Annotated in this window: 18 protein-coding genes; 6 read left to right on the top strand and 12 right to left on the bottom strand. The window is 72.8% G+C overall.

Annotation, left to right across the window (positions count from 1 at the left end):
• Positions 1-38: 38 nt before the first annotated feature.
• The 7 genes from ACFYPM_RS19655 to ACFYPM_RS19625 form a co-directional block, all read right to left on the bottom strand.
• Positions 39-233: a helix-hairpin-helix domain-containing protein gene (locus ACFYPM_RS19655; protein WP_387198638.1), complete on the bottom strand. Its 195-nt coding sequence runs from the start codon at positions 231-233 to the stop codon at positions 39-41.
• 61 nt (positions 234-294) lie between these two features.
• A complete protein-coding gene (locus tag ACFYPM_RS19650) occupies positions 295-786 on the bottom strand; it encodes a DUF2231 domain-containing protein (protein WP_387198635.1) in 492 nt (163 codons plus the stop codon).
• 365 nt (positions 787-1,151) lie between these two features.
• On the bottom strand, positions 1,152-1,892 hold the full coding sequence (locus ACFYPM_RS19645) for a GAF and ANTAR domain-containing protein (protein WP_387198632.1): 741 nt from the start codon (positions 1,890-1,892) through the stop codon (positions 1,152-1,154).
• 179 nt (positions 1,893-2,071) lie between these two features.
• Positions 2,072-4,363 carry an accessory Sec system translocase SecA2 gene (gene secA2, locus ACFYPM_RS19640; RefSeq protein WP_387198629.1) on the bottom strand — a complete coding sequence of 764 codons (2,292 nt, stop codon included), beginning with the start codon at positions 4,361-4,363 and terminating at the stop codon, positions 2,072-2,074.
• Between the two features lie 74 nt (positions 4,364-4,437).
• Complete coding sequence (locus tag ACFYPM_RS19635) at positions 4,438-6,216, bottom strand: ABC transporter ATP-binding protein (RefSeq protein ID WP_387198626.1); 1,779 nt, start codon at positions 6,214-6,216, stop codon at positions 4,438-4,440.
• A 49-nt stretch (positions 6,217-6,265) separates the two neighbouring features.
• A complete protein-coding gene (locus ACFYPM_RS19630) occupies positions 6,266-7,354 on the bottom strand; it encodes a zinc-binding alcohol dehydrogenase (RefSeq protein ID WP_387198624.1) in 1,089 nt (362 codons plus the stop codon).
• Positions 7,347-8,357: a Gfo/Idh/MocA family protein gene (locus ACFYPM_RS19625; RefSeq protein ID WP_387198621.1), complete on the bottom strand. Its 1,011-nt coding sequence runs from the start codon at positions 8,355-8,357 to the stop codon at positions 7,347-7,349. The genes ACFYPM_RS19630 and ACFYPM_RS19625 overlap by 8 nt, the downstream gene beginning before the upstream one ends.
• A 227-nt stretch (positions 8,358-8,584) precedes the next feature.
• Here ACFYPM_RS19625 and ACFYPM_RS19620 point away from each other — a divergent pair, with 227 nt between their 5' ends.
• The 5 genes from ACFYPM_RS19620 (at position 8,585) to ctaD (ending at position 14,298) form a co-directional block, all read left to right on the top strand.
• Entirely contained in the window at positions 8,585-9,568 is a 984-nt protein-coding gene (locus ACFYPM_RS19620; protein WP_357254272.1) for a glucosyl-3-phosphoglycerate synthase, read from the top strand.
• Positions 9,569-9,614: 46 nt separating this feature from the next.
• Positions 9,615-10,772, top strand: coding sequence for a glycosyltransferase (locus ACFYPM_RS19615; RefSeq protein ID WP_387198618.1), 1,158 nt, complete (start codon positions 9,615-9,617; stop codon positions 10,770-10,772).
• Between the two features lie 113 nt (positions 10,773-10,885).
• On the top strand, positions 10,886-11,344 hold the full coding sequence (locus ACFYPM_RS19610; RefSeq protein ID WP_387198615.1) for a DUF4383 domain-containing protein: 459 nt from the start codon (positions 10,886-10,888) through the stop codon (positions 11,342-11,344).
• Positions 11,345-11,453: 109 nt separating this feature from the next.
• Entirely contained in the window at positions 11,454-12,182 is a 729-nt protein-coding gene (locus ACFYPM_RS19605; RefSeq protein WP_387198612.1) for an STAS domain-containing protein, read from the top strand.
• A gap of 124 nt (positions 12,183-12,306) precedes the next feature.
• On the top strand, positions 12,307-14,298 hold the full coding sequence (gene ctaD / locus ACFYPM_RS19600) for a cytochrome c oxidase subunit I (RefSeq protein WP_387198608.1): 1,992 nt from the start codon (positions 12,307-12,309) through the stop codon (positions 14,296-14,298).
• A 132-nt stretch (positions 14,299-14,430) separates the two neighbouring features.
• Here the strand turns inward: ctaD and ACFYPM_RS19595 are convergent, their stop codons facing one another.
• Positions 14,431-15,585, bottom strand: coding sequence for a SigB/SigF/SigG family RNA polymerase sigma factor (locus tag ACFYPM_RS19595; RefSeq protein WP_387198605.1), 1,155 nt, complete (start codon positions 15,583-15,585; stop codon positions 14,431-14,433).
• Between the two features lie 222 nt (positions 15,586-15,807).
• Positions 15,808-17,250, bottom strand: coding sequence for a hypothetical protein (locus ACFYPM_RS19590; RefSeq protein ID WP_387198602.1), 1,443 nt, complete (start codon positions 17,248-17,250; stop codon positions 15,808-15,810).
• 180 nt (positions 17,251-17,430) lie between these two features.
• On the opposite strand from ACFYPM_RS19590, the gene ACFYPM_RS19585 reads away from it, so the two are divergent.
• Positions 17,431-17,661, top strand: a complete 231-nt coding sequence (locus tag ACFYPM_RS19585) for a CDGSH iron-sulfur domain-containing protein (protein WP_387198599.1) — start codon at positions 17,431-17,433, stop codon at positions 17,659-17,661.
• 182 nt (positions 17,662-17,843) lie between these two features.
• Here the strand turns inward: ACFYPM_RS19585 and ACFYPM_RS19580 are convergent, their stop codons facing one another.
• From ACFYPM_RS19580 to ACFYPM_RS19570, 3 genes are read right to left on the bottom strand one after another with little or no spacing between them, the layout of a single operon-like run.
• Entirely contained in the window at positions 17,844-18,947 is a 1,104-nt protein-coding gene (locus tag ACFYPM_RS19580; protein ID WP_387198596.1) for an iron-containing redox enzyme family protein, read from the bottom strand.
• 49 nt (positions 18,948-18,996) lie between these two features.
• Positions 18,997-20,751 (bottom strand): thiamine pyrophosphate-binding protein, encoded by a 1,755-nt coding sequence (locus ACFYPM_RS19575; protein ID WP_387198593.1) that lies wholly within the window; start codon positions 20,749-20,751, stop codon positions 18,997-18,999.
• Positions 20,744-21,868: a Vms1/Ankzf1 family peptidyl-tRNA hydrolase gene (locus ACFYPM_RS19570; protein WP_387198590.1), complete on the bottom strand. Its 1,125-nt coding sequence runs from the start codon at positions 21,866-21,868 to the stop codon at positions 20,744-20,746. The genes ACFYPM_RS19575 and ACFYPM_RS19570 overlap by 8 nt, the downstream gene beginning before the upstream one ends.
• Positions 21,869-21,888 lie beyond the last annotated feature (20 nt).

Genomic DNA, 21,888 nt, shown 5'->3' with positions numbered 1-21,888 from the left:
CACGCGGCCGGCAACTCAATTGCTCGCAGCGACGGGCCTCAGCCGAGCCCCAGGTTGTGCTCCTCGAGGGCGGCCTGGAGGGTGACGAGCGCCTTCGGCCCCATGCCGTGCAGCTTGGCCAGGTCCGAGCGGGGGACTCCGGCGAGTTGACGCAGGGTGGTGTAGCCGGCGCCGTGCAGGGCACGCGTCGCGGGCGCACCGATCTTCGGAAGTGTGTCCAGCGGTGAGGTCATGCGCGGATGATAGTGATCCCCGCCGACACGGCCGGTTCGGCGCGGCGGACCTGGATCCCGATCAGGGGCGCGGTCGGGATATCTCCACCGGGGAGCCGGCGAGCGTCTCCAGGCCACCGGCCTCGGCCCGGCCGGTGTCGAACTGGCGCATCAGCCGCGCGCCCAGGTGCACGCCGACCCCACCGACAGCCAACGCGACCAGCTCGGTGACCAGGATCGCGGCGGACGCGCCGCGCTGCGGGGAGTGCGATCGAACCAGGCAGGCGAGGAGGAACACGGCGGCCATCACGGTGTTCACCAGGTTGAAGGCGACCGCGGTGCGGCGGGTGCGGTCACCCGGCACGTCCCACAGGTCGACCATGCCGGCCACCGCGGTCAGCGCGGCGGCCACGAGGGCGGCGACGGCCGTCCAGTAGCCGACCTCACCCAGGAACACCGGCCCGCCGAGGATGTCGATGAGGTCGAAGACGGCCGCGCTCACGAACAGCCCGAGCGGGAACGTCACGAGCATGGGTTGGATGGGGTGGCCCTGCACCCGCAGCCGGCTCTGCATCGGTCCTCCCCCGGGTCGGCGCACCGCACCTGACCCAGAGTGCTACCTGAGGCCACTCACCGTGAAACGATGCCGCCCGACTCCCCACCAGCGAGGAGAACGGGCACCCGTGGCCCCGCCCCGGCGACACCCAAAGGGTGATCGACTCGGGTTCCGGGAAACCGCGTCATCCACAAGCCCGGGACACCCCGACTCCAGAGTCGATCAGCAGCCGCCCGAGCGGCCCGACGGCCGAGCGCGCCCAGCGGGCCGACGGCCGAGCCGCCCGAGCGGCCCGACGGCCGAGCGGACCCAGCGGCCCGACGGCCGAGCGCGCCCAGCGGGCCGACGGCCGAGCGGACCCAGCGGCCCGAGCGGGCCCGTGGTCAGGCGTCGCGCTGGCGGGAGACCGTCCGGACCAGCCGCTCGGCCACCTCGCGGAGCGGGATGTCCAGCGACGACGCGGCGGTACGCAGCACCTCCAGGGCCTCGACAGGTGGGCACCCGCGCTGGGTCATGATCACGCCGATGGCCTGGCCCACCACCCCGTCCTGCAGCAGCGCGGCGTCCCGCTCCCCGGCGAGAGCGGTTTGTCGGCCCCGGTCGCGGACGGCGGCCAGCAGCAGGCCGGCATGTTCGGCGAGCAGCATCGCGGTCAACTGGTGTGGTGGAGTGAGTACGTCCGGCGAACCGGCGTAGAGGTTGATCGCCCCGATCACCTGGTCGTCGATGTCGACCGGGGCCGAGATCACCCCGTTTACGCCGAGGTCGCGGGCGCGCGCCGTCCAGACCGGCCAACGCGGCTCACCGGCCAGGTCGGCGGCGAGGACCATCTCCCGGCGGCGGATCGCGCTCATCGCCGGCGAGTCCGGCCCGTGCCGCAGGTCGTCCAGGCCGGCCAGCCGCTCGTCAGAGGCGGCCACGCCCGCCGGTTCGCCGGCGCGCAGGGCGGTGAACCCGCACCAGCGCACCCCGGCCACCGCGTCACGGGTGACCCGGACCAGCGCCAGCAACGCCTCATCGAAATCGGTCAGCGCGATCAGGCCGGCGGTCAGTTCCCGCAACAGTGCGGCAGTTTCCAGGACGCCGAGACTCTGCACCACCGGTTCCCGCGTGTCGAGGTTCACCGGTTCGCAGCCTCCGTACACCCTCGCGCCTGCCCGGCGGGCATCGTCACCTGTGTCATCCGCCTGCTCTCTCCCGACTCAACCGAACAGTGCTACTACCCGCGGCACCAGCGTCGAAACGGCGCAAATCGGAGCCCCTGCCACCCGGACGCGCGGTGACAGGGGCCCGACTGCGTGTGTCAGCGCGAGGCACCGCTGAGTCGTCGACCGATGGAGGCGATGAGCCGGTCGAGTTCCGAACCGAACGGGTTGTCGTGCACCAGGTACGTCCAGGTGGCGGTGGGCCGGACCAGGGTGCCGTCGTCGGGCTGCCAGTCCTCATCGAATTCGGTCTCGTTGAAGGTGGCGATGGTGCGGGCCTCGATCTCCGGGACGAGGTCGTTGAACGCCGGCACGGCGGCCCGGTGAAACTCGTCCAGCGGGTCGAGCCGGCCCAGCGCGCGCAGGTGCACGCCCTCACGGACCTCCGACAACTCGGCCAGGTGCTCGGCCCAGAGCCGGTCCAGGTGGAAGAGCGCGACCGACCGGGCCACCCGGGCCAGCAGGTCCTCGTCCATCTCGGTGGCCTTCTCCGGCGCCTTCTCCAGCAGCATCACCGCGGCCACGTCGCTGGTCAGCAGCCGCTCCCGGCGCGCGGCGAGGGCCTTGCGCTGCTGCTCGATCACCACGCTGTAGCGCCAGGTGTTGCGGTGGATCTCGTGGTTGACGCCCTCGGCGACCCGCTGGGCGTGCTCCACCGCGTAGTCCACCTGCTCGTCGGTGACCAGGCCGTCGGCGTTCATCCGGGGCGACGGCGGCACCGCGTCGGCGGCGTGCCGGACGACCAGGTCGTCCTCCAGACTGACCAGGAAGACGGAACCTCCCGGGTCGCCCTGCCGGCCCGCCCGACCGCGCAGCTGGTCGTCCACCCGGCGGCTGTCGTGCCGGCCGCTGCCGATCACGTAGAGCCCGCCCAGCTCGGTGACCCGCTCCTGGTCGCTCTGGTCGCTGCCGCCGAGCCGGATGTCGACGCCCCGGCCGGCCATCTGGGTGGACACGGTCACCGCGCCGTACGCGCCGGCCTCGGCGATGATCGCCGCTTCCTCGTCGTCGTTCTTGGCGTTCAGCACCACGCAGGGCACCCCGGCCGCGTTGAGCCCGGCGGCCAGGCTCTCGGACTCCTTGACGTCGAGCGTGCCGACCAGCATCGGCCGTCCCTTGGCGTGCCAGCGCTGAATCTCGTCGATCAGCGCCTCGTCCCGCTCGGCCCGGGTGGCGTAGATGCGGTCCGGCTCGTCCTCGCGGATGCACGGGGTGTTCGGCGGGATCACCGCGACCTCAAGGTCGAAGAACTCCCGCAACTGGTCGCCGACCAGCACCGCCGTGGCGGTCATCCCGCAGACCTTCGGGTAGAGCGCGATGTACGCCTGCATGGCGATGGTGCCGAGCACCTCGCCCTCGGCGGTGGCGTCCAGGCCCTCCTTGGCCTCGACCGCCGCCTGGAGCCCATCCGGCCAGCGGCGGCGCTGGGCCACCCGGCCGCGCATCTCGTCGACCAGCTCGACCGAACCGTCCCGGACGATGTAATCCACGTCACGGTTGAGCAGGGCGTGCGCGTGCAGCGCCACGTGGACCGCGGAGAGCTGGGTGACGTGCTCGGAGTCGTACAGGTCGATGCCGAGCTTGGCCTCGACGGCGGCCAGGCCGGCGGCGGTGAACGCCACGCTGCGCCCGTCCTCGGCGACGGTGTAGTGCTTGCCCTTGCGCAGCCCGCGGACCAGCGCCGCGGCGGCGTGCACCGGGTCCTGCTCGCCCGGCACCGCCCCGGCGAGGACCATCGGCACCCGGGCCTCGTCGATCATGATCGAGTCGGCCTCGTCGACGATCGCGGTGCTCAGCGGCGGCTGCACCCGGTCGTCGACGTCGATAGCGAGCTGGTCGCGCAGATAGTCGAAGCCGGCCTCGCTGACCGAGACGTAGGTGACGTCGCAGGCGTAGGCGTCGCGCCGCTCCTGCGGGGTGGATGCCTCGTTGACCCAGCCCACGGTGAGGCCGAGCAGGGTGTAGACGGGCTCCATCCACTGGGCGTCGCGGCGGGCCAGGTAGTCGTTGATGGTGAGCACGTGCACCGGCCCGTTGCCGAGCCGGACATGCCCGTACGCGGCGATCGTGGCGGTCAGCGTCTTGCCCTCACCGGTGGCCATCTCGGCGACCTTGCCGGAGAGCAGCGACATCGCGCCGAGCAGCTGCACGTCGTACGGCCGCTGGTCGAGGCCCCGGCGGGCGGCCTCGCGGCCGACGGCGCAGATCTCCTCGTAGCCGACGGCGGCACCTGCGGCCTCGGTCAACTCGGCGTCGTCGAGCGCGGCCAGCTCGTCCGCACGCGCCTCGATCGCCGGCAGCAGCTTCTCCAGCGGAGCGAGATCCACGGTCGAGCCGGGCCGCTGGAGGAACCGCCGGAACTTGCTCTTGAACCGTTGCGACACACCCATGAGCGGCAACGGTACGCGATTCGAAGCGGCTTGCGCGGCCCGGCCGCCGGCAAGTTGAACCGGATCCGTCGGTGTCAGCCGACCAGCAGCTGATGGGCGGCGAGTTCCCGGTAGAGCGGGTCGGTGGCGGTCAGCTCGGCGTGGGTGCCGACGGCCACCACCCGACCGCCGTCGAGGACGACGATCTGGTCGGCGTCGACCACGGTGGCGAGCCGGTGCGCCACGATCAACAGGGTGCGGCGGACGGCCACCGCGTCGATGGCACGGCGCAGCGCGACCTCGTTGCGCGAGTCGAGGTTGCTCGTCGGCTCGTCGAGCAGCAGCACCGGCGGGCTGGCGAGCAACGCACGGGCGATGGCCAGCCGCTGCCGCTCACCCCCGGAGAGCAGCACCCCACCCTCGCCCACCTGGACGTCCAGCCCCTGGGCGGTGCGCTCGGCCAGGTGGCTCAGGTTGACCTCGTCGAGGACGCCGCGCAACCGGTCGTCGGTGGCATCGGGGGTGGTGATCAGGAGGTTCTCCCGCAGCGTGCCGGCCAGCACGGGGGCCTCCTGTTCCACGTAGCCGAGCCGGGCGCGCAGCGCGTCGCGGGGCAGGTCCCGCACGTCGCTGCCGTCGATCCGGACCGCCCCGGCGCTCACCTCGTAGAAGCGCTCGACCAGCGCGAGCAGCGTCGACTTCCCGGCGCCCGAGGGCCCGACCAACGCGGTACGGGTGCCGGCGGCCACCGCGAAGCTGACCTCGCGCAGCACCGGCTCGCCGCCCGGGTAGCCGAACCCCACCCGGTCGAACTCGATCATGGGGGCGGGGTCGCGCGGGGTCGCCGTCGCGCCGGCCGGCGCCGGCCGGTCCGCCGCGCCCTCCGCCGGCACGGCCAGGATCTCCTCGATCCGCTGCAGGGCGCCCAGGCCGGACTGCAACTGGGTGTACGCCCGCAGCACCTGGGCCAGCGGCAGGGCCAGGAAGAACAGGTACATGACGAAGGCGACCAGGTCTCCCACGGTGATCGCCCCGGCGGCCACCCGGGCACCGCCGATGGCGAGCACCAGCAGGAAGGCGCCCTGCACGGTGAGCGAGCCGATCGGCCCGACCACCGCCTGCACCCGGGCCACCCGCAGCCCCGCCGCGTACGCCTCCCGGGCGCTGCCGGTGACGGTCTGCGTCTCCCGGGCCTCGGCCCGGCTGGCCCGGATGGTCCGGGCCGCCGAGATGGCCCGCTCCACCGCCGAGGTCATCTCGCCGATCCGCTCCTGGGCGGTGCGGGCCAACGCCCGGACCCGCCGGGCGAAGGTGGCCGCGAATCCCAGCCCCAGCGCCACCCCGAGCAGGGTGACGCCGAACAGCAGCGGGTCGAGCAGCACCATGGCGGTGCCGGCGCCGACCACCATCACCGTCCCGGTGACCGTCTCGAAGAGCCCGGCGGTGACGACCGCGCGCAACAGGGTGGTGTCCGAGCCGACCCGGGAGAGCAGGTCACCGGTGCGCCGCCGGTCGTACTCGGCGATCGGCAACCGCAGCAGGTGCCCGGCCAGCCGCCGCCGGGTGCCCAGCACCAGCCCTTCGGCGGTGCGTTGCAGGAGATAGTCGCGCAGCCCTCCGATCGCCGCGGCGAGCACCACGAGGGCCACCAGCACCGCCACCAGGTCCGAGACCTGCTCATCGGCGCTGATCCGGTCGAGCACCGACCGGGTGAGCAGCGGTTGGGCCAGCGACGCCGCCGCGCCGACGAGCGACAACACGCCCACCACGACCAGGGTGCCGCGGTGCTCTCGCAGATAGGGCAGCAGTGCGCTCAGACCGACCGGCCGGCCGTGCGCCGTGTCGGCGTCCGGCCGGCCTCGCGAGGTGCTCATTGCGCGAACGGTAGCCGGCCCGGTCACCCGGCGGGTCCGCTCCGGCACCTCAGGCGGACAGCACCACCTGTAGCTCCTGGCGGCGACGGTCGGCCAGGTCGGTGAGCAGGGTCGGCGCCTGGTCGAACGGCACCACGGCGGAGACGAGGTGCTTGCGGACCACGTCTGCATAGGTCCGGAGCAGGTCGACGGTCTCAGCGGAGAGCCGCTCCCGGTCCCAGCTGGGGGCGAGTCCGCGCGGCACCCGGCCGATCTGCGCGCAGCGCAGCGACAGGCCGTTGTGGTGGAACTCCTCGCCGAGCCGGACCGCGTCCGCCCCGCCCTGGTAGAAGGCGAGGTCGATGACGGTGCCCTGGGGCCGCAGCAGCCGCAGGGCGAGCTGCAATGCCCACGCCTGCCCCCGGCACTGGAACACCACGTCGGCGCCGCGGTCACCGGCGGTGTGCGCCCACCGGGTCTTGAGCACGACCGCCGGGTCGTCCGCGTCCGGGTCGAGGGTTTCCAGACCGAGCGCCTCGGCGACCTGCCGGCGGTGCGGGGTGGGATCAAGCACCACCACCGAGGCGGCGCCGTTTCGTCGGGCGAACAGCGCCGTCAGCAGCGCCACCACGCCCGCGCCGACCACGGCGACCCGTCGGCCGCGTACCCCGTCGCCGAGCGAGCGGACGTCGGCGCCGTGCAGGTCGGCGGCGGCGTGCAGCAGACCGTTGGCGCAGATCGGGCCCATGTGCGCGACGTAGACACCGAGCAGCGGGTCCAGGTCGTCGGGCAGCGCCACGAAACGCTCGGCGACCGGGTCGGCGAGCCAGCCGGTGCGGTGCCCGTAGGTCATCGCACCGACCATGCCCACCGCGACAGCGGGGGTCTCGCTCTCCACCACCCGGCCGACCTGCATGTAACCCAGCCGGGTCACCGGGTACAGCGTGCTCGCCGCTCCCGGCTGGAACAGCCCCAGGTCGGCGTTCCAGGTGACGTTCAGGTAGGGGTTGGTGCCCTTGACGTAGCTCAGCTCGGTGCCGGCCGAAACGCCGCTGAACAGCGTCTCGACCCGGAACGTGCCGGGGCGCAGCGGGGCGGCGTCCTGCTCCACCAGCTCCACGCGGCCCGGACCGGTGACCACCACGACCGTGTCACGCATCGACGGTCACCCCCGTGTCGAGGACCGCCGGCAGGCCCGGGGTGGTGAGCCGCACGGTCGCGCCGGTGCGGGCCGAGTCGGCAACCGCGAGGGCCAGCCGCTGGGTCGCGAGGGCCTCGGCGTACGGGACGCGCACGTCGTCGCCGACGCCTCGCACGGCGTCGACGAAGGCGCGGTCCACCGCCACCCGGGCGGCATCCGGGTCGGCCGGGACGTGTCGTTCCCCGTCGGCGTCGCGGATCGTCAGGCCGTCCTCGCTCAGCGCGAGAGCCAGCCCGTCGGCGAGGATCTCCAACCCGGCGCGGTGCTTCCAGCCCAGCACACAGGCGGCGCTGAGCGTGCCGACCGCGCCGTCGGTGAAGCGCAGGGCCGCGGTGGTCACCGAGTCGATGTCGGCGCCGTCGACAGGTGGCGGCGTGCCGTTGCCGTACGCGGTGACCTCGGTCACCTCGCCGGCCAGCACGCGGATCAGGTCGAGCACGTGTGCGGCCTGCTCGACCACCGGGCCACCGGAGCGGTCCCGCCGCGACCACCACGCCACCGGGGGCACCTTGTCCAGCCAGGCGCCGCTGACCATCCGCACCGGACGGTCGGCGAGCAACTCGCGGGCCTCGTCGAGCACCGTCAGGTAACGCCAGTGGTGGCCGACTGCGGTGCGCAGCCCGCTGCGGGCAACCAGGTCGGCGATCCGCTCGGCGGTACCCAGGTCGACCGATACGGGTTTCTCCACGAACATCGGCACGCCGGCCTCGATCACGGCTTCCTCCGCCGGACCGTGCGCGAACGGCGGCACACAGATGTAGACCGCGTCCGGGCCGGTGGCCAGCAGCTCGGCGATGTCGGCACAGGCCCGCCCCCCGTACTGCCCGACCAGCGCGGACGCCGCGTCCGGTGTGACGTCGGTGACCGCCACCAACTCCACGTCGTCGAATCCGGTCAGCACCCGCGCGTGGCGTTGTGCCACTCCACCGGCTCCGACCAGACCCACCCGGCATACACGCATTCGACACCCCTTCGAAGACCTTTTCATGTGCGGTGGGAGCAGTCCCCTGGGGTGCGCGCAATCAAACGTTCATCCCCTGGGAACGCGTTCATGTCACCGTTGTGATCAAGCTGTTGCCGGAAAAGCGGTTAGAGCGCGCTGGCGATTGGGAACAACCAAATTTGGTTTTTCCACGCACGAACGGAGGGGTGCCCGTGCGGGATACGACAATAGGCGTGTCACCGGTGGTGGAGGCGTGGGCCACGTACCGGACGACGTCGGCGGCCGACTGGCCGGCACGTCGGCTGCTGCGTGCCAAGGGAACGACCCGGGTCAGCGTGGTGCTGCCGGCCCGTAACGAGGAAGCCACCGTCGGCGCGATCGTGTCGACCATCCGGGAGCACCTGATGGATCGGGTCGCCCTGGTCGACGAGCTGATCGTGGTGGATTCCCGGTCCACCGACCGGACCGCGCAGGTCGCCCGCGCCGCCGGCGCCGAGGTGGTCAGCCAGGACGCGATGACCCGAGGGCTGCCCCGACTCACCGGCAAGGGCGACGCGCTCTGGGCCGGGTTGGCCGCCGCCGAGGGTGACGTGGTGGCATTCATCGACGCCGACCTGCGGGAGTTTCGCCCGCACTTCGTCAGCGGGCTGCTCGGCCCGCTGCTGACCGACCCGTCTGTCGATTTCGTGAAGGGCTTCTATCACCGCCCACTGGTGGGCGCCGCGAACGTGGAACAGGACGGCGGCGGGCGCGTGACCGAGCTGATGGCCCGGCCGCTGCTCAACCTGTTCTGGCCCGAGTTGGCCGGCTTCGTGCAGCCGCTCGCCGGCGAGTACGCGGGACGCCGGGACGTGCTGTCCCAGGTGCCGTTCGTCTCCGGGTACGGGGTGGAGACGGCCATGATGATCGACCTACTCGACCTGGTGGGCCTGGACGCGATGGCGCAGGTCGACCTCGGTGAGCGTAAGCACCGACACCAGGACACCGCGGCCCTCGGCCGGATGTCCGCCCAGATCATGTTGACCGCCTGGTCCCGGTTGCAGCGGCGCGGCTGGGCGACTCCCGGGCTGGTGCCGGAGTCGTTGCTGACCCAGTTCCGTCGCGGCGGCTCCGACACGCTGCCCAACCTCGACCGCGAGATCGTGGTCAGCGACGTGTCCATCGAGGAGCGCCCGCCCCTGGCGGAGCTACGCCACCGGGTGCCCCGCCGCCGGGTGGCCGCCGCGTGAGCGCGAGGAGTGAGCCGATCTCGCGAGCCAGGAAGGGACGGGCACGATGAGCCTGACCGTGTTGATGAACGCCGGCCCGTGGCTGTCCGTGCCCCCACCCGGGTACGGCGGCATCGAGAACGTGATCGCCACGCTGGTGCCGGAGCTGCGGCGACTCGGCGTACGGGTGGTGCTCGCCTCGGTGGGCAGCAGCACCCTGCCGGTGGACGAGCAGGTGTCGGTCTTCGCCGACGGGCAGTTCGCCGCGTTGCAGCGGCCGTACAACCAGGTCTGCGGGATCGCCCAGGCGCACCTGGCCGGGGTGGTGCGGGAGCTGCACTCCCGCGACGACATCGACCTGGTGCACGACCACGTCGAGGCGGTCGGGCTGGCCACTCTCGCCGCGATGGGACCGGCCGGCCCGCCGACCCTGCACACCCTGCACTGGGACCTGGCCAAGCATCCGGCGCTCTACGGCGGCCTGGACGGCGGCGACCGGGTCCGGGTCAACGGCGTCTCCGCGTCGCAGTTGGCCCGCGCTCCGCTGGCGTTGCGGGAACACTCGGTGGGGCACGTGCACCTGTCCACCCCGCTCGCCGTCGACGCCGATCGGCGGCCCCGACCGGAGAAGGGCGAGCACCTGCTCATCCTGGGCCGGATCAACCCGGGCAAGGGGCAGGACGTGGGTGCCCGGCTCGCGCACCGGATCGGCGTTCCGCTGGTGCTGGCCGGTCCCGTCGGCCCGTACCATCGGCCGGCCGACCTGGCCGCGGCCGGTGACGAGGCCCGGCAGAACCCGGACGTGCGGTTCTTCCTCGACGAGGTGGCGCCCCACGTCGACGGCGACCTGGTCCGCTGGGTCGGCACCGTGGCCGGTCAGGAGCGCGACGACCTGCTCGCCAGCGCCCGTGCGTCGCTGTTCCCGCTGCGCTGGGAGGAGCCGGGCGGCACGGCGGTCGTCGAGTCCCTCGCCCTGGGCACGCCGGTGGTGGCCACCTCCCGGGGCTGCCTGCCGGAGCTGATCGAGCACGGCCGCACCGGTCTGCTCACCACCGACGAGGGGGAACTGGACGACCTCGTACTCTCCGCCGAACTGCTCGACCCCGACGAGTGCCGGCGGGTCGCCGCGCAGCGGTTCACCCCCGCGGTCATGGCGCAGCGCTACGTCGAGTTGTACGAGCGGGTCCGCCAGCTGGCCAGCGCGCCGAGGCTGCTCCCCGCCTGACGGTGGCGACCCGGCCGGATCGGCGACACGCCCGGACCCGGGAGCGCGGTTTGGCGGTGGCGGCAGCGGGTAGGCCGGCAGCCTCATGCCCGCGGCGCAGCGAGGAGCCGGTGATGGTCGGACCGATGGCGCACTCCCGGGCGCGCCCCAACCCGGCTGACGGCAAGCCGCCGGTACGTCGCGCGGCGGCATCGGTGGGGGTGCTGTTCCTGCTGGTCGGCGCGCTCGGTTTCGTCCCGGGGATCACCAGCGGCATGGACGCCCTGCGCTTCGCCGGCCACGGCTCCGGCGCGTACCTGTTCGGCGTCTTCCAGGTGTCGGTGCTGCACAACCTGGTGCACCTGGCGTTCGGGGTGGCGGGTCTGGTGCTGGCCCGGACGGTCACCGGCGCCCGGGCGTTCCTGATCGGGGGCGGTGCCGTCTACCTGGTGTTGTGGCTGTACGGGCTGGCGGTGGACCACGACACCGGGGCGAACGTCCTGCCGGTCAACAACGCCGACGGCTGGCTGCACCTGGGACTCGGCGCCGGCATGATCGCGCTGGGTGTCGGCACCGGCCGGCACCGGCCGTGACCTGCCGGTTCGGTACGTGACCCGGCTCGCCTCGCTGCCGATCCCGTTTGGCGCGGCCGGGCGTCGGGTAGTTGGCAGATCCCGACCCAGCAGCGAATGGAGGGCGCCGATGTCCAGCCGGATCACCTGCGACGTGCGCACCACGGCACCGGTGGCGGTTGTCCGGCTCAGCGGCGCACTGGACCTGGGCACCATGCGGTCGGTGCACCAGGCCCTCAGCGGCGCACTCGTCGAGGAGACGGAGGCGCTGGTGGTCGACCTGGCCGAGGTCGACGTTCGCGACCGGCTGGCGCTGTCGGTCTTCGCCGCGACCGCCCGCCGGGCCGAGGAGTGGCCATCCGTGCCGGTCGTGCTCTGTTGCCCGTCGCCGGTGGCCGCGCGGTGGCTGGCCGAGTCGAGCACCTGCCGGGTGGTCCCGACATCGCCGGACTGCGCCGAGGCGACCCGGGTGGCCGGCGCGACGTCCCCGTTGCGGATGCGGGCGCGGCTGGAGCCGGTGGCCGGGGCCTGCCGGCGCGCTCGGGACCTGGTCACCGACGCCTGCACGAGGTGGAACCTGCCCGACGCGGCCGGTCCGGCCTCGCTGGTGCTCAGTGAACTGGTCGGCAACGTGGTCCGGCACGCCGGCACGCCGATGCAGGTGACGGTGACCCTGCGCCGACCGTATCTGCACCTTGCCGTGGTGGACGGCAGCAGTGCCCAGGCTCGGGAGGGCGGGGCGGATCTGCACGCCGAGGGTGGGCGGGGCCTGCTGCTGGTGCGGGAGTTGACCCAGCGCTGGGGCAGCGTGCCGGCCGGGCAGGGCAAGGCCGTCTGGGCGATGCTGCCGGCGACCTGAGCGTTCGAGGTGCTCGCGCCGGTACTGGCGATCTGACCGAAATTACCGCTTCGGGCTGGTTACATGGTGCAAGGGTCGGGTAGGCACGCCCGTCCTTTCTGCCGTCACGACGGGGTGAGCAGCCATGCCCAAGCGGGTAACCACGGAACCCGGTCGCGATCGGGGCCCGGCGATCCTGGCACCGGCCCGCTTCGGGGGGTTCCCCGGAGCGGTACGGGCACCGGTTCCCGGCGGCTCGTTGATCAAGTTTCTCGCGACCACCGACCACAAACAGATCGGCCTGCTGTACCTGCTGACGTCCTTCGGGTTCTTCCTGCTGGCCGGGCTCCAGGCGATGCTGATGCGCGCCGAGCTGGCCCGCCCGGGGATGCAGTTCCTCTCCTCCGAGCAGTACAACCAGCTCTTCACCTCGCACGGCGCGGTGATGCTGCTGCTGTTCGCCACGCCCGCGGCGTTCGGGTTCGCCAACTTCATCGTGCCGATCCAGATCGGCGCGCCGGACGTGTCGTTCCCCCGCCTCAACGCACTGGCCTACTGGCTGTACCTGTTCGGTGGGCTGATGGTGGTCGGCGGGTTCCTCGCTCCGGGCGGCTCGGCGGACTTCGGGTGGACCGCGTACAACCCCCTGAGCAGCGTCGAGAACAGCCCCGGGGTGGGCGCGAACATGTGGGTGCTCGGCCTGGTCATCTCCGGGCTCGGCACCATCCTCGGCGCGGTCAACCTGATCACCACGATCCTCACCCTGCGCGCACCCGGGATGACCATGTTCCGGATGCCGATCTTCACCTGGAACATGCTGTTCACCAGCGTGCTGGTGATCCTCGTCTTCCCGCTGTTGGCCGCCGCGCTGCTGGCGCTGTCCGCCGACCGGCTGCTCAACGCGCACGTGTACGACGCGGCCACCGGCGGCCCGATGCTCTGGCAGCACCTGTTCTGGTTCTTCGGTCACCCCGAGGTGTACATCATCGCGCTGCCGTTCTTCGGCATCATCACCGAGATCATTCCAGTCTTCTCCCGTAAGCCGCTCTTCGGCTACACCGGGATCGTGCTGGCCACCATCGCGATCACCGTGCTGTCCATGACGGTGTGGGCGCACCACATGTTCGCCACCGGCCAGGTGCTGCTGCCGTTCTTCAGCATCCTGAGCTACCTGATCGCCGTACCCACCGGTGTGAAGTTCTTCAACTGGATCGGCACCATGTGGAAGGGGCAGCTCACCTTCGAGACGCCGATGCTGTTCGCCATCGGCTTCCTGGTCACCTTCCTGCTCGGCGGCCTCACCGGGGTGCTGCTGGCCAGCCCGCCGGTCGACTGGCACACCCACGACAGCTACTTCGTGGTGGCGCACTTCCACTACGTGGTCTTCGGCACCGTGGTCTTCGCCCTCTTCGGCGGCTACTACTTCTGGTGGCCGAAGATGACCGGGCGGCTGCTCGACGAGCGGCTCGGCAAGGCGCACTTCTGGACCATGTTCATCGGCTTCCACGGCACCTTCCTGGTGCACCACTGGCTGGGCAGTGAGGGCATGCCCCGCCGGTACGCCGACTACCTGCCCAGCGACGGCTTCACCACGCTGAACACGATCTCCAGCGTCTTCGCGTTCATCCTGGGTCTGTCCACGTTGTTCTTCATCTACAACGCGTGGAAGTCCTGGCGGTACGGGGCGGTGGTGACTGTCGACGACCCGTGGGGCTTCGGCAACTCCCTCGAGTGGGCCACCAGCTGCCCGCCGCCGCTGCGCAACTTCGACCGGATGCCGCGGATCCGCTCCGAGCGCCCCGCGTTCGACCTGAAGTACGGCCCGCTCGTCGCCGATCTGGGCCGGGACCTGCCGCAGCGCACCACGAAGCCGCCGCAGCACTTCGCCGAGGAGCTGCGGATGGAGCACCACACGCCGGAGTCGCCGGCCGCCGAGGGCGCGCACGGCGCCCGGGAGGCGACCGACTTCCAGCCGGCGCCGCGATCCGGTGCGAGACCGGTGGACGTGCCGGATCCCGAGGGCGTCCGTCGGCCGAGCTTCGAGGACAGCGACGCGCCGAAGGACGCCGACGACGCGCCGAAGCCGCACGAACGCTGGCGGCATCCGCACAGCGACGGCAACCCCGAGCAGGGCTGACCGACGTACGCGCAGGGCCGGCACCTGGTGGTGTCGGCCCTCGTCGCGTCGGTCGGTGCGGGCGTGCGTGCCTGCCGGATCTCGGACCAGCGGCGTGGCTCCCTCCCGTCGGGAGGGAGCCAGCGCGGTGGCTCAGTCCCGCACGGGTGCCAGGCCGGCGGCGGTGAGCGAGCGGCGTACCGCGGGTTGGACCCGGGTCAGCCGCAGCGGTACGCCGGTTCGCTCCGCCGCCTCGTGTCCGGCCAGCAGCGCGGCGATCCCCCCGGCGTCGAACCCACCCGCGCCGACCAGGTCGACGACCACCTCGCTGGGCTGGCCGGTGACCGCCTCCAACATGGCCCGGCGCAACTGGTCCGCGCCGTCGCGGTCGATCTCGCCGCCGACCTCGACCACCACGCGGTCGCCGTTCTGTTTCACCGAGATCCGGGTCTTGCCCGGGTCGGGTTCGGCGGCACCGTTCTGCCACGGCGGCGGCGCGTCGGCGAGCATCGCCTGACGCAGCCAGGTCAGCGCCCGCGACAGCAGCCGGGACACGTGCATCTGCGAGATGCCGAACCGGGCGGCGATCTCGGCCTGGGTCTGGTTGCCGTAGAAGCGCATCGCCAGGATGCGCCGCTCGCGCCAGGGCAGTCGGTGCAGCAGTCCGCTCACCGTGACCCGGTCGTCGACGGACTCCAGGGCGTTGTCCGACTCGCCGACCAGGTCGCCGAACTCCGCGGAGCTCTCACCACCGACCGGGGCGTTGAGCGAGGCCGGACTGTAGCCGGCCGCCGACTCCAACGCGGCGAGGATCTCCTCCTGCGGGGTCTCCAGTCGGGCCGACAGTTCGGCCACCGACGGCGCCCGGGACAGTTCGCTGGTCAGTGCGGCGGTGGCCTGTCCGACCTCGAGGATCAGGTCACGCAGTCGGCGGGGCACGTGGACGCCCCAGGTGCGGTCCCGGAAATGCCGTTTGATCTCGCCCACGATGGTGATCGCGGCGTAGGCCGTGAACGAGCCCCGTTCCGGGTCATACCGGTCGACGGCGTTGACCAGCCCCAGCCGGGCGACCTGCTCCAGGTCCTCCAGTGGCTCCCCACGCCCCCGGTACCGGCGGGCCAGCCGCCCGGCGAACGGCAGCGCGAAGCGCACCAGGTCGTCGCGGGCCTCCCCCCGCCGCTCCGGCGGAAGCCCGGCGATCCGGGCCGCGTACGCCATTGCCGCCGCGTCGAGATCCTCCAGACCCCGCTCGGTGGGTGGTGGTGGTGGTGGTGGTGTGGTCGTGGTCGTGCTCGTCTGTCCGAACATCCGCGCCTCCCTCAGGAAGGTCCCCCGCCCGGATCGGGAAACCGGTCGTGCGCGTGGCCGAGCCACGCACCGGGCCGGAAAAGTGGGTCAGTGACTGGGATGCCAGCGGGCGACACCGCCTCTGCGCAGCGCAATCAGGCCGTCGCAGCCAGCGATGTTCCCGCTCCGTAGGTACTCAATCACGGGACCCCGGGTTCGCGAGGAAGTTTCGGCGTGTCCGCCTCAGGAGACGAGTAACCCCTGGTGGCCGCCACTGTCGCGGAGCACGGCCAGCGCCTCTGCGACCCCCAGCGGGGGCGGCAGGGGCAGGTCGTACGGCTGGGCCCGAAGCACCTCGGTGGCCCGACGGGTCGGCACCGAGGTGACCGGGTAGCCCCGCGCGGTGGTCCGGTCCAAGGCGCGACGGCGACGTCCGAAACCGGCCACCGCCAGCCACTGGGGCAGCCCGGCCAGCGCCGGTGAGCGCATCCCGGGCGGCTCGGGCAGCACGTCCACCGAGCTGAAGGCCTCGCTGCCGGCCAGCCACCACTCGGCCTCGTCGACGCTGCGCCGGGTGGCGTTCTCACACCAGTACGGCACCAGCCCCGCCCGCACCACCTGCCACGGGTCGAGCAGCCGGCCACACTCCACCACCAACCGGTCGCCGGTCTTGCCGGCGCCGCGCAACCACCGCCGGTACAGGTCGGCCACGCCCGCGCTCAGCGCCGCCGGGCGGGGCACCAGCATCCGGTGCAGCGGGTGCCGATGCGAGGCGGACCAGTCCCGCACGGCCGGTTCGAAGCCCGGGTCGACGTCCTGCTCGGCGTAACCGGACGGGACGGAGACCTCCGGTGGGTCCCAGCGGGTCGCGTCGCCGCCAACGGAGCGCAGCACCTGCCGCAGCGCGTGGCTGTCCGGGTGGAAGTCGACCGGGTCCAGCCCGCTGGCCGGGCAGCCGACCTGGAAGCTGTGGCCGGGACCGCGCTCCAGCACCGGCCAGGTGCGCGCGTCACGGACCAGCAGCACCGGGGCGCCCGGGGGCAGCCGGTCGGTCAGAAACTGCGCGTACGCGGCCGGCAGTGCCCGCCACGCGGCGGTCAGCGACACCGTCGCCCCGGTCAGCGGACCTCGACTGGCCGGGCAGTGCACCTGGCGCAGGTGCAGGTCGGCGTTGCCGGCGAGCAACCGGGCGGCGAGTGCCGCGCCGTGCTCCAGCGCGTCCCCGGGACGGTCCACCGCGCCGTCGGACCAGTGCACGGTCATCTCGAAACCGGCCGGCAGCCACGGCACGCCGAGGGCCACCGCGAGGTGTGCCGCCGCGCCGTGCGGCGAGCCGATCAGCACCCCGGGATAGCGCCGACGGGGATACTGGTCGACGAACCAGCGCGCCACCCGGGCGGCGTCCACCTCGTCGACCTGGGCCACGGTGAGCGCGACCCGACCGGCGGCGCGGGTGACCGCGGCGCGACGTACCGGCTCCGGGGCACCCGGGAAGCGCGACGTCGGCCCGGTGTGCCCGAGATCGGCGCAGTCCTCCCCGCGCAGCGCCCGGGCGGTGGCGGCGACCAACACCCGGGCGGCGCTGCCCGCGGCCACGACCCGGTCGCCGGCGAGACCGGCGCCATCGGCCGTGAGCCCCTTGTGCACCTTGTGCACCGGCCCCACCTTGCCTCGTTCGCTCACCACGCGGCCCGGCTTCCCGTACCGATGGGGTTCAAACGGGGCATCACCCACCCGGCAGCACATTCCGCTGGTCACCGGGGTGCGCCGGTCATCACCGCCGTTCGGCGACGATCCGCCGGAGTCGCCTCTTCGACGGCAGTCGGCACGGGTTTCGCCCGAGCCAGGGCGGGCACTTCCGGGGCCATGCGCACCGACGACACCGGCGAGCCAGCCACCGCCACCATCACCCCGTACGAGGACGGACCGCTACTGGTCCGCGGCGACTTCGCACTTGTCACGCCCGACGGCGAGCACATCGACGCGCGCCGGGGCACGGTGGCGTTGTGCCGGTGCGGCAAGTCGGCGCTCAAGCCCTTCTGCGACGGCACCCACAAGGCGATCAACTTCCGCGCCGGCACCGACCGGCAGTCCTGACGCGCGCACCGCGCCTCGTCGTAACGAGGGAGCGACGAGGCCGCGGCTGCCCCCCGGGCCGCGTCCTTTGCTCTGCTTCAACGGACGCCACACTTCCCGGCCGTACCGTTGCGCGGGTTGATGCAGAGCAAAGGTGGCGCGCAGGGGTCGGCGGAGGGCCGCGTCGACCGTGGCGCGGCCGTTCAGACGACGACGGGCCGGGCCGGCGGGGTCACCGCGGCCGACGCCGTCGCGGTGAGCGAGACGGTCGGCGGCACGGTGGACGACGCCGGCGACCGCAGAGAGCTGCGGCCGGCGGCCCAGTTGTCCAGCAGGTGCCCGGCGAACAGCCGGTCCACCGCCAGCCCGGCCGCCGCGCCGAACAGCACGTCGGGGGCGAGAGCCGGTTCGACCCGGACCAGGCCACCGCACATGTCGTGGGCGGCGATCTGCTCGTGCACCGCGTCGGCCTCGACGTGCTCGTCGTAGAAGCGGGTGGCCACCTCGTCGAGGCCGAGCCGGCGCAGCCCGTTGCCGTAGCGGCGGTTCGGCAGCGAGGAGGTCATCTCGAACGCGGCCAGGTGCCCGAGCAGCGCGCCGCGCCAGCGCCGGTGCAGCCCGAACAGCGACATCAGGTTGTTGGTCGCCAGGGTCACCGCGGGTGCGGCGTCCAGGTGCGCGCCGTACGCGGTGTCCAACCCCAGCCGTTCGAGGGTGCGCCGGAACAGCTCGGCGTGCATCCGGTCCAGCCGTCCGTTGCCGTACTCGTCGGTCTGGATCTCCACGAGGGCGGCCTTGGCCGGCCCGCCGAGGCGGGGCAGCGCCCAGCTGTGCGGGTCGGCCTCGCGCAGGTGGTAGACGGAGCGGTGGGTGACGAACTCGCGGAACTGGGTGAGATCGGCACGGCGTTGCAGCGTCGCGGCCAGCGGCGGGCCGTTGTCGGCCCCGACCAGTTCGCCCAGGCCGGCCGCCACGCCGGCGGCCGGCACCGACGGTGCGCCGACCAGCCGGCGCAGGGCCGCCCCGAAGGGCCGTTCGGCTTCGGCGCGCAGCGCGAGCAGCGTCGGCTGCCACTCCCAGGCCTCGTCCACCCCGCACCAACCGCGGTAGTGCAGCTCGTAGCAGAGGAACAGGGTGAGCTGAAGGTCCTCGTCCGTGATCGGGTCGGTGGGGTCGAGGTCGGCGCCGAGCCCCGCCGGCAGGTCGTGCGGCGGGCGTCGGAGTGCGTCGAGCACCGCGGCGGAGACCGGGCCGCGTGACTGCGGCAGGGCCGCCGGACCATAGCGGCGGTCAGCGGGCTCGGACATGGGACCTCCAGCGTCGTCGGGCCGCTTCTGATGCCCTGGCCGAAGGCGGCTAAACGAGGTCTTCGGCGTTCGCGGTGACCTCCACCTGCTCCCGGACCTTCCGGGCCGGAGCGCCGTCGGCGTACAGGCCGCGCAGGTCGGCGAACGCCGGCTCCGGCGGCGCCAGTGACACCGCCGGGTCGACAACCGCCTCCAGTACGCAGGGACGGTCCGCGGCGAGGGCTTCGTCCCAGGCCGCGCCGACCAGCTCCGGGCGGTCCACCCGCACACCGTGCAGCCCCAGCAGGCGGGCCCAACCGGCGTATGGCACGTCGGGGCGGCGGTTGGCCGGGTCGGAGGACGGCTGCCGCCCGCCACCCATGCCGTTCTGGTCCCGGTTGTTGAGCACCAGCACCACCAACCGTGGGTCACGCCAGCTCTGCCAGTGGTGCGACACGGTGATCAACTCGGCGAGGCCGTTGAGCTGCATCGCCCCGTCGCCGACCAGCGCGATCACCGGCCGGTCGGGGGCGGCGAGCTTGGCGGCCACCGCGTACGGCAGCGCACAGCCCATCGAGCCCAGGGTGCCGCAGAGCTGCGCGTTCACCCCCGGTGGCAGGGTGAGGTGCCGGGCGTACCAGTAGAGGACCGAGCCGACGTCGACCGCGACCGCTCCCGTGCTCGGCAGACGGGCCGACAACTCCTGGAGTACGAGCTGCGGGTTCACCGGGTCGGCGGGCGAGGCCACCCGCTCGGCGGCCACCGCCCGCCACCGGTCCACCGAATTCTCCACGGTGGCGCGCCACTGCTGCTCGGGTCGATCACGCAGTCGGGTCAGCAACGCCCGCAACGTCTCGGCGGCGTCGCCGACCAGCGGCACGTCGGCCGGGTAGCGGGTGCCGATCCGGCGGCCGTCGATGTCGATCTGCACCGTGCGGGCCTGCTCGGGCATCGGGAAGTAGTCGGTCCACGGGTCGTTGGTACCCACCATCAGCAGGGTGTCGCAGCCACCCATCAGCTCGGCGGCGGCCGGGGTGCCGACCTCGCCGAGCACCCCGGTGTGGAACGGCAGCCGCTCGTCGAGCACCGGCTTGCCCAGCAGTGAACTGGCCACCCCGGCGCCGAGCCGGTCGGCCACCTCGATGATCTCCGCGGCCGCGTCCCGCCCGCCCTGGCCCACCAGGATCGCGACGCGCTGGCCGCCACCGAGCAGTTGCGCGGCGGCGTCGAGGTCCGCCTCGTGCGGCAGCACCCGAGCCAGCGGCTCACCGGGGGTGGCCGAGACCACCCCGACGGCGGACGTCTGCACGTCGGGCACCAGGGTTTCCTGCAACTCCCGGGGCAGCACGACACAGGTCGGGCTGCGGGTCGCCGCCGCCGTCCGGAACGCCTGGTCCAGCAGCGCGGCCACGTCCTCGGGGTTGCGCCCGTAGCGGACGAACTGGTTGCACACGTCGCCGAAGAGCCGACTCAACCCGATCTCCTGGTGCGCGCCGCCGAGCGGCCCGGAGATGTCCTCCCCCACGATCGCCACCACCGGCTTGCTGTCCAGCTTGGCGTCGTAGAGGCCGTTGAGCAGTTGCACGGCGCTGGGTCCCTGGGTGGCGAGGCAGACCCCGATGCCGCCGGTGAACTTGGCGTGCCCGGTGGCCATGAACGAGGCGGTCTCCTCGTGCCGGGCCGGGACGAACGCCGGTTCGCCGCCGGCACGGTCCAACGCCTCGACCAGCGGGGCGATTGCCGCGCCCGGGTAGCCGAAGGCGCGGGGCACCCGCCAGGCCAGCAGCCGCTCCACCACGAGGTCTGCCACCCGGCGCTCAGCCATTGCCGCGCCCCGGTGTGCCGGGGTCGACGTAGCGCAGCACCGCGCCGACGCCGTCGGTGAGCTCGGGAGCCTCCTCCGGACCCAGCACGGTCAGGGCCGCGTCGGTGCCGACCAGCGCGCGGACCAGCGCGGCGTCCGCGCGTACCCGCTGCGGTTCGGCCACCGACATCGCGGCCAACTGCCTCGCGTCGACGGCGATCTCGGTGGGTTCCGAGCCGATCCACAGCTCGCCGTCGGCCGACGGGTCATCAACGATGATCATGGTGTCGACCTGGTTGCGTTGCAGGGCCGAGACGACCGCGTCGAGGCCGGCGCCCACGTCCTCCTGCACCCCGAACCGGTCCAGCGCGGCGCTGATCCGCTGGTCGGCGACCTCCGCGATGGTCTGCACGGTGAGGTCGTCGAGCATCGTCTGGTCGGCGCCACCGGCCCGCGACCCGGCGTCGGTACGGACCACCAGGTCCTGCCAGCGCTCCGGCATCTGGGCGGCGATCATTCCGGTGGCCCGGACGTCCCCGGCGACCACCACCACGTCCGCGCCGACCCGGTCCGCCAGCTCCACCGTGGCGGCGGTGACGTCACCGGCGTTCTGGTGCCAGGCCTCCATGGCAGCCCTCTGGTAGCGCGACTGGGACCAGCCGCCGGGCTTCGCCCGCCGCAGCGGGTACGCGTCGCGCCCAGCGACGTGCGCCCGCCGGGGCACCCCGCCGGCGCTGACCGCCATGGCGTCGGCGCCCAGCCGGTCGGCGATCACCCGTACCCAGGCCACCTGTTCGCCGCGTTGGGCGAGCAGCGGCATCACGTGTGGCAGCGGCGCGAAACTGGCCAGGTCACGAAGTGGTGGCGCGGACAGGTACTCGGAGAGCACCACCCGCCCGTGACTGGCGAAGACCGCGAGGCCGTAGTCCCCGACCATCGGGTCGTGGCCACGGATCACCCGGTCCAACGCGGCGATGCTCGCCTCGTCGGCGCCCTGTTCGCTCAGGCGACGTTGCAGGGCACGCCAGCGCAGGTCCAGCGCCGGTTTGGCGTCCTCCGTGTCGGCGGAGGCGTCCAGATACACCGAGCACCACGGCCCGGGACGGTCGTAGAGCGGGCGCAGGAAGGACAGCTGCATGCTCGACCCCTTTCCAGCTC

The organism is Micromonospora sp. NPDC005203 (assembly GCF_042872705.1).
In the GTDB taxonomy this organism is placed as follows: domain Bacteria; phylum Actinomycetota; class Actinomycetes; order Mycobacteriales; family Micromonosporaceae; genus Micromonospora.
The sequence above is the reverse complement of the archived record's forward strand: the minus strand, read 5'-3'. Positions and strand labels throughout refer to the sequence as shown.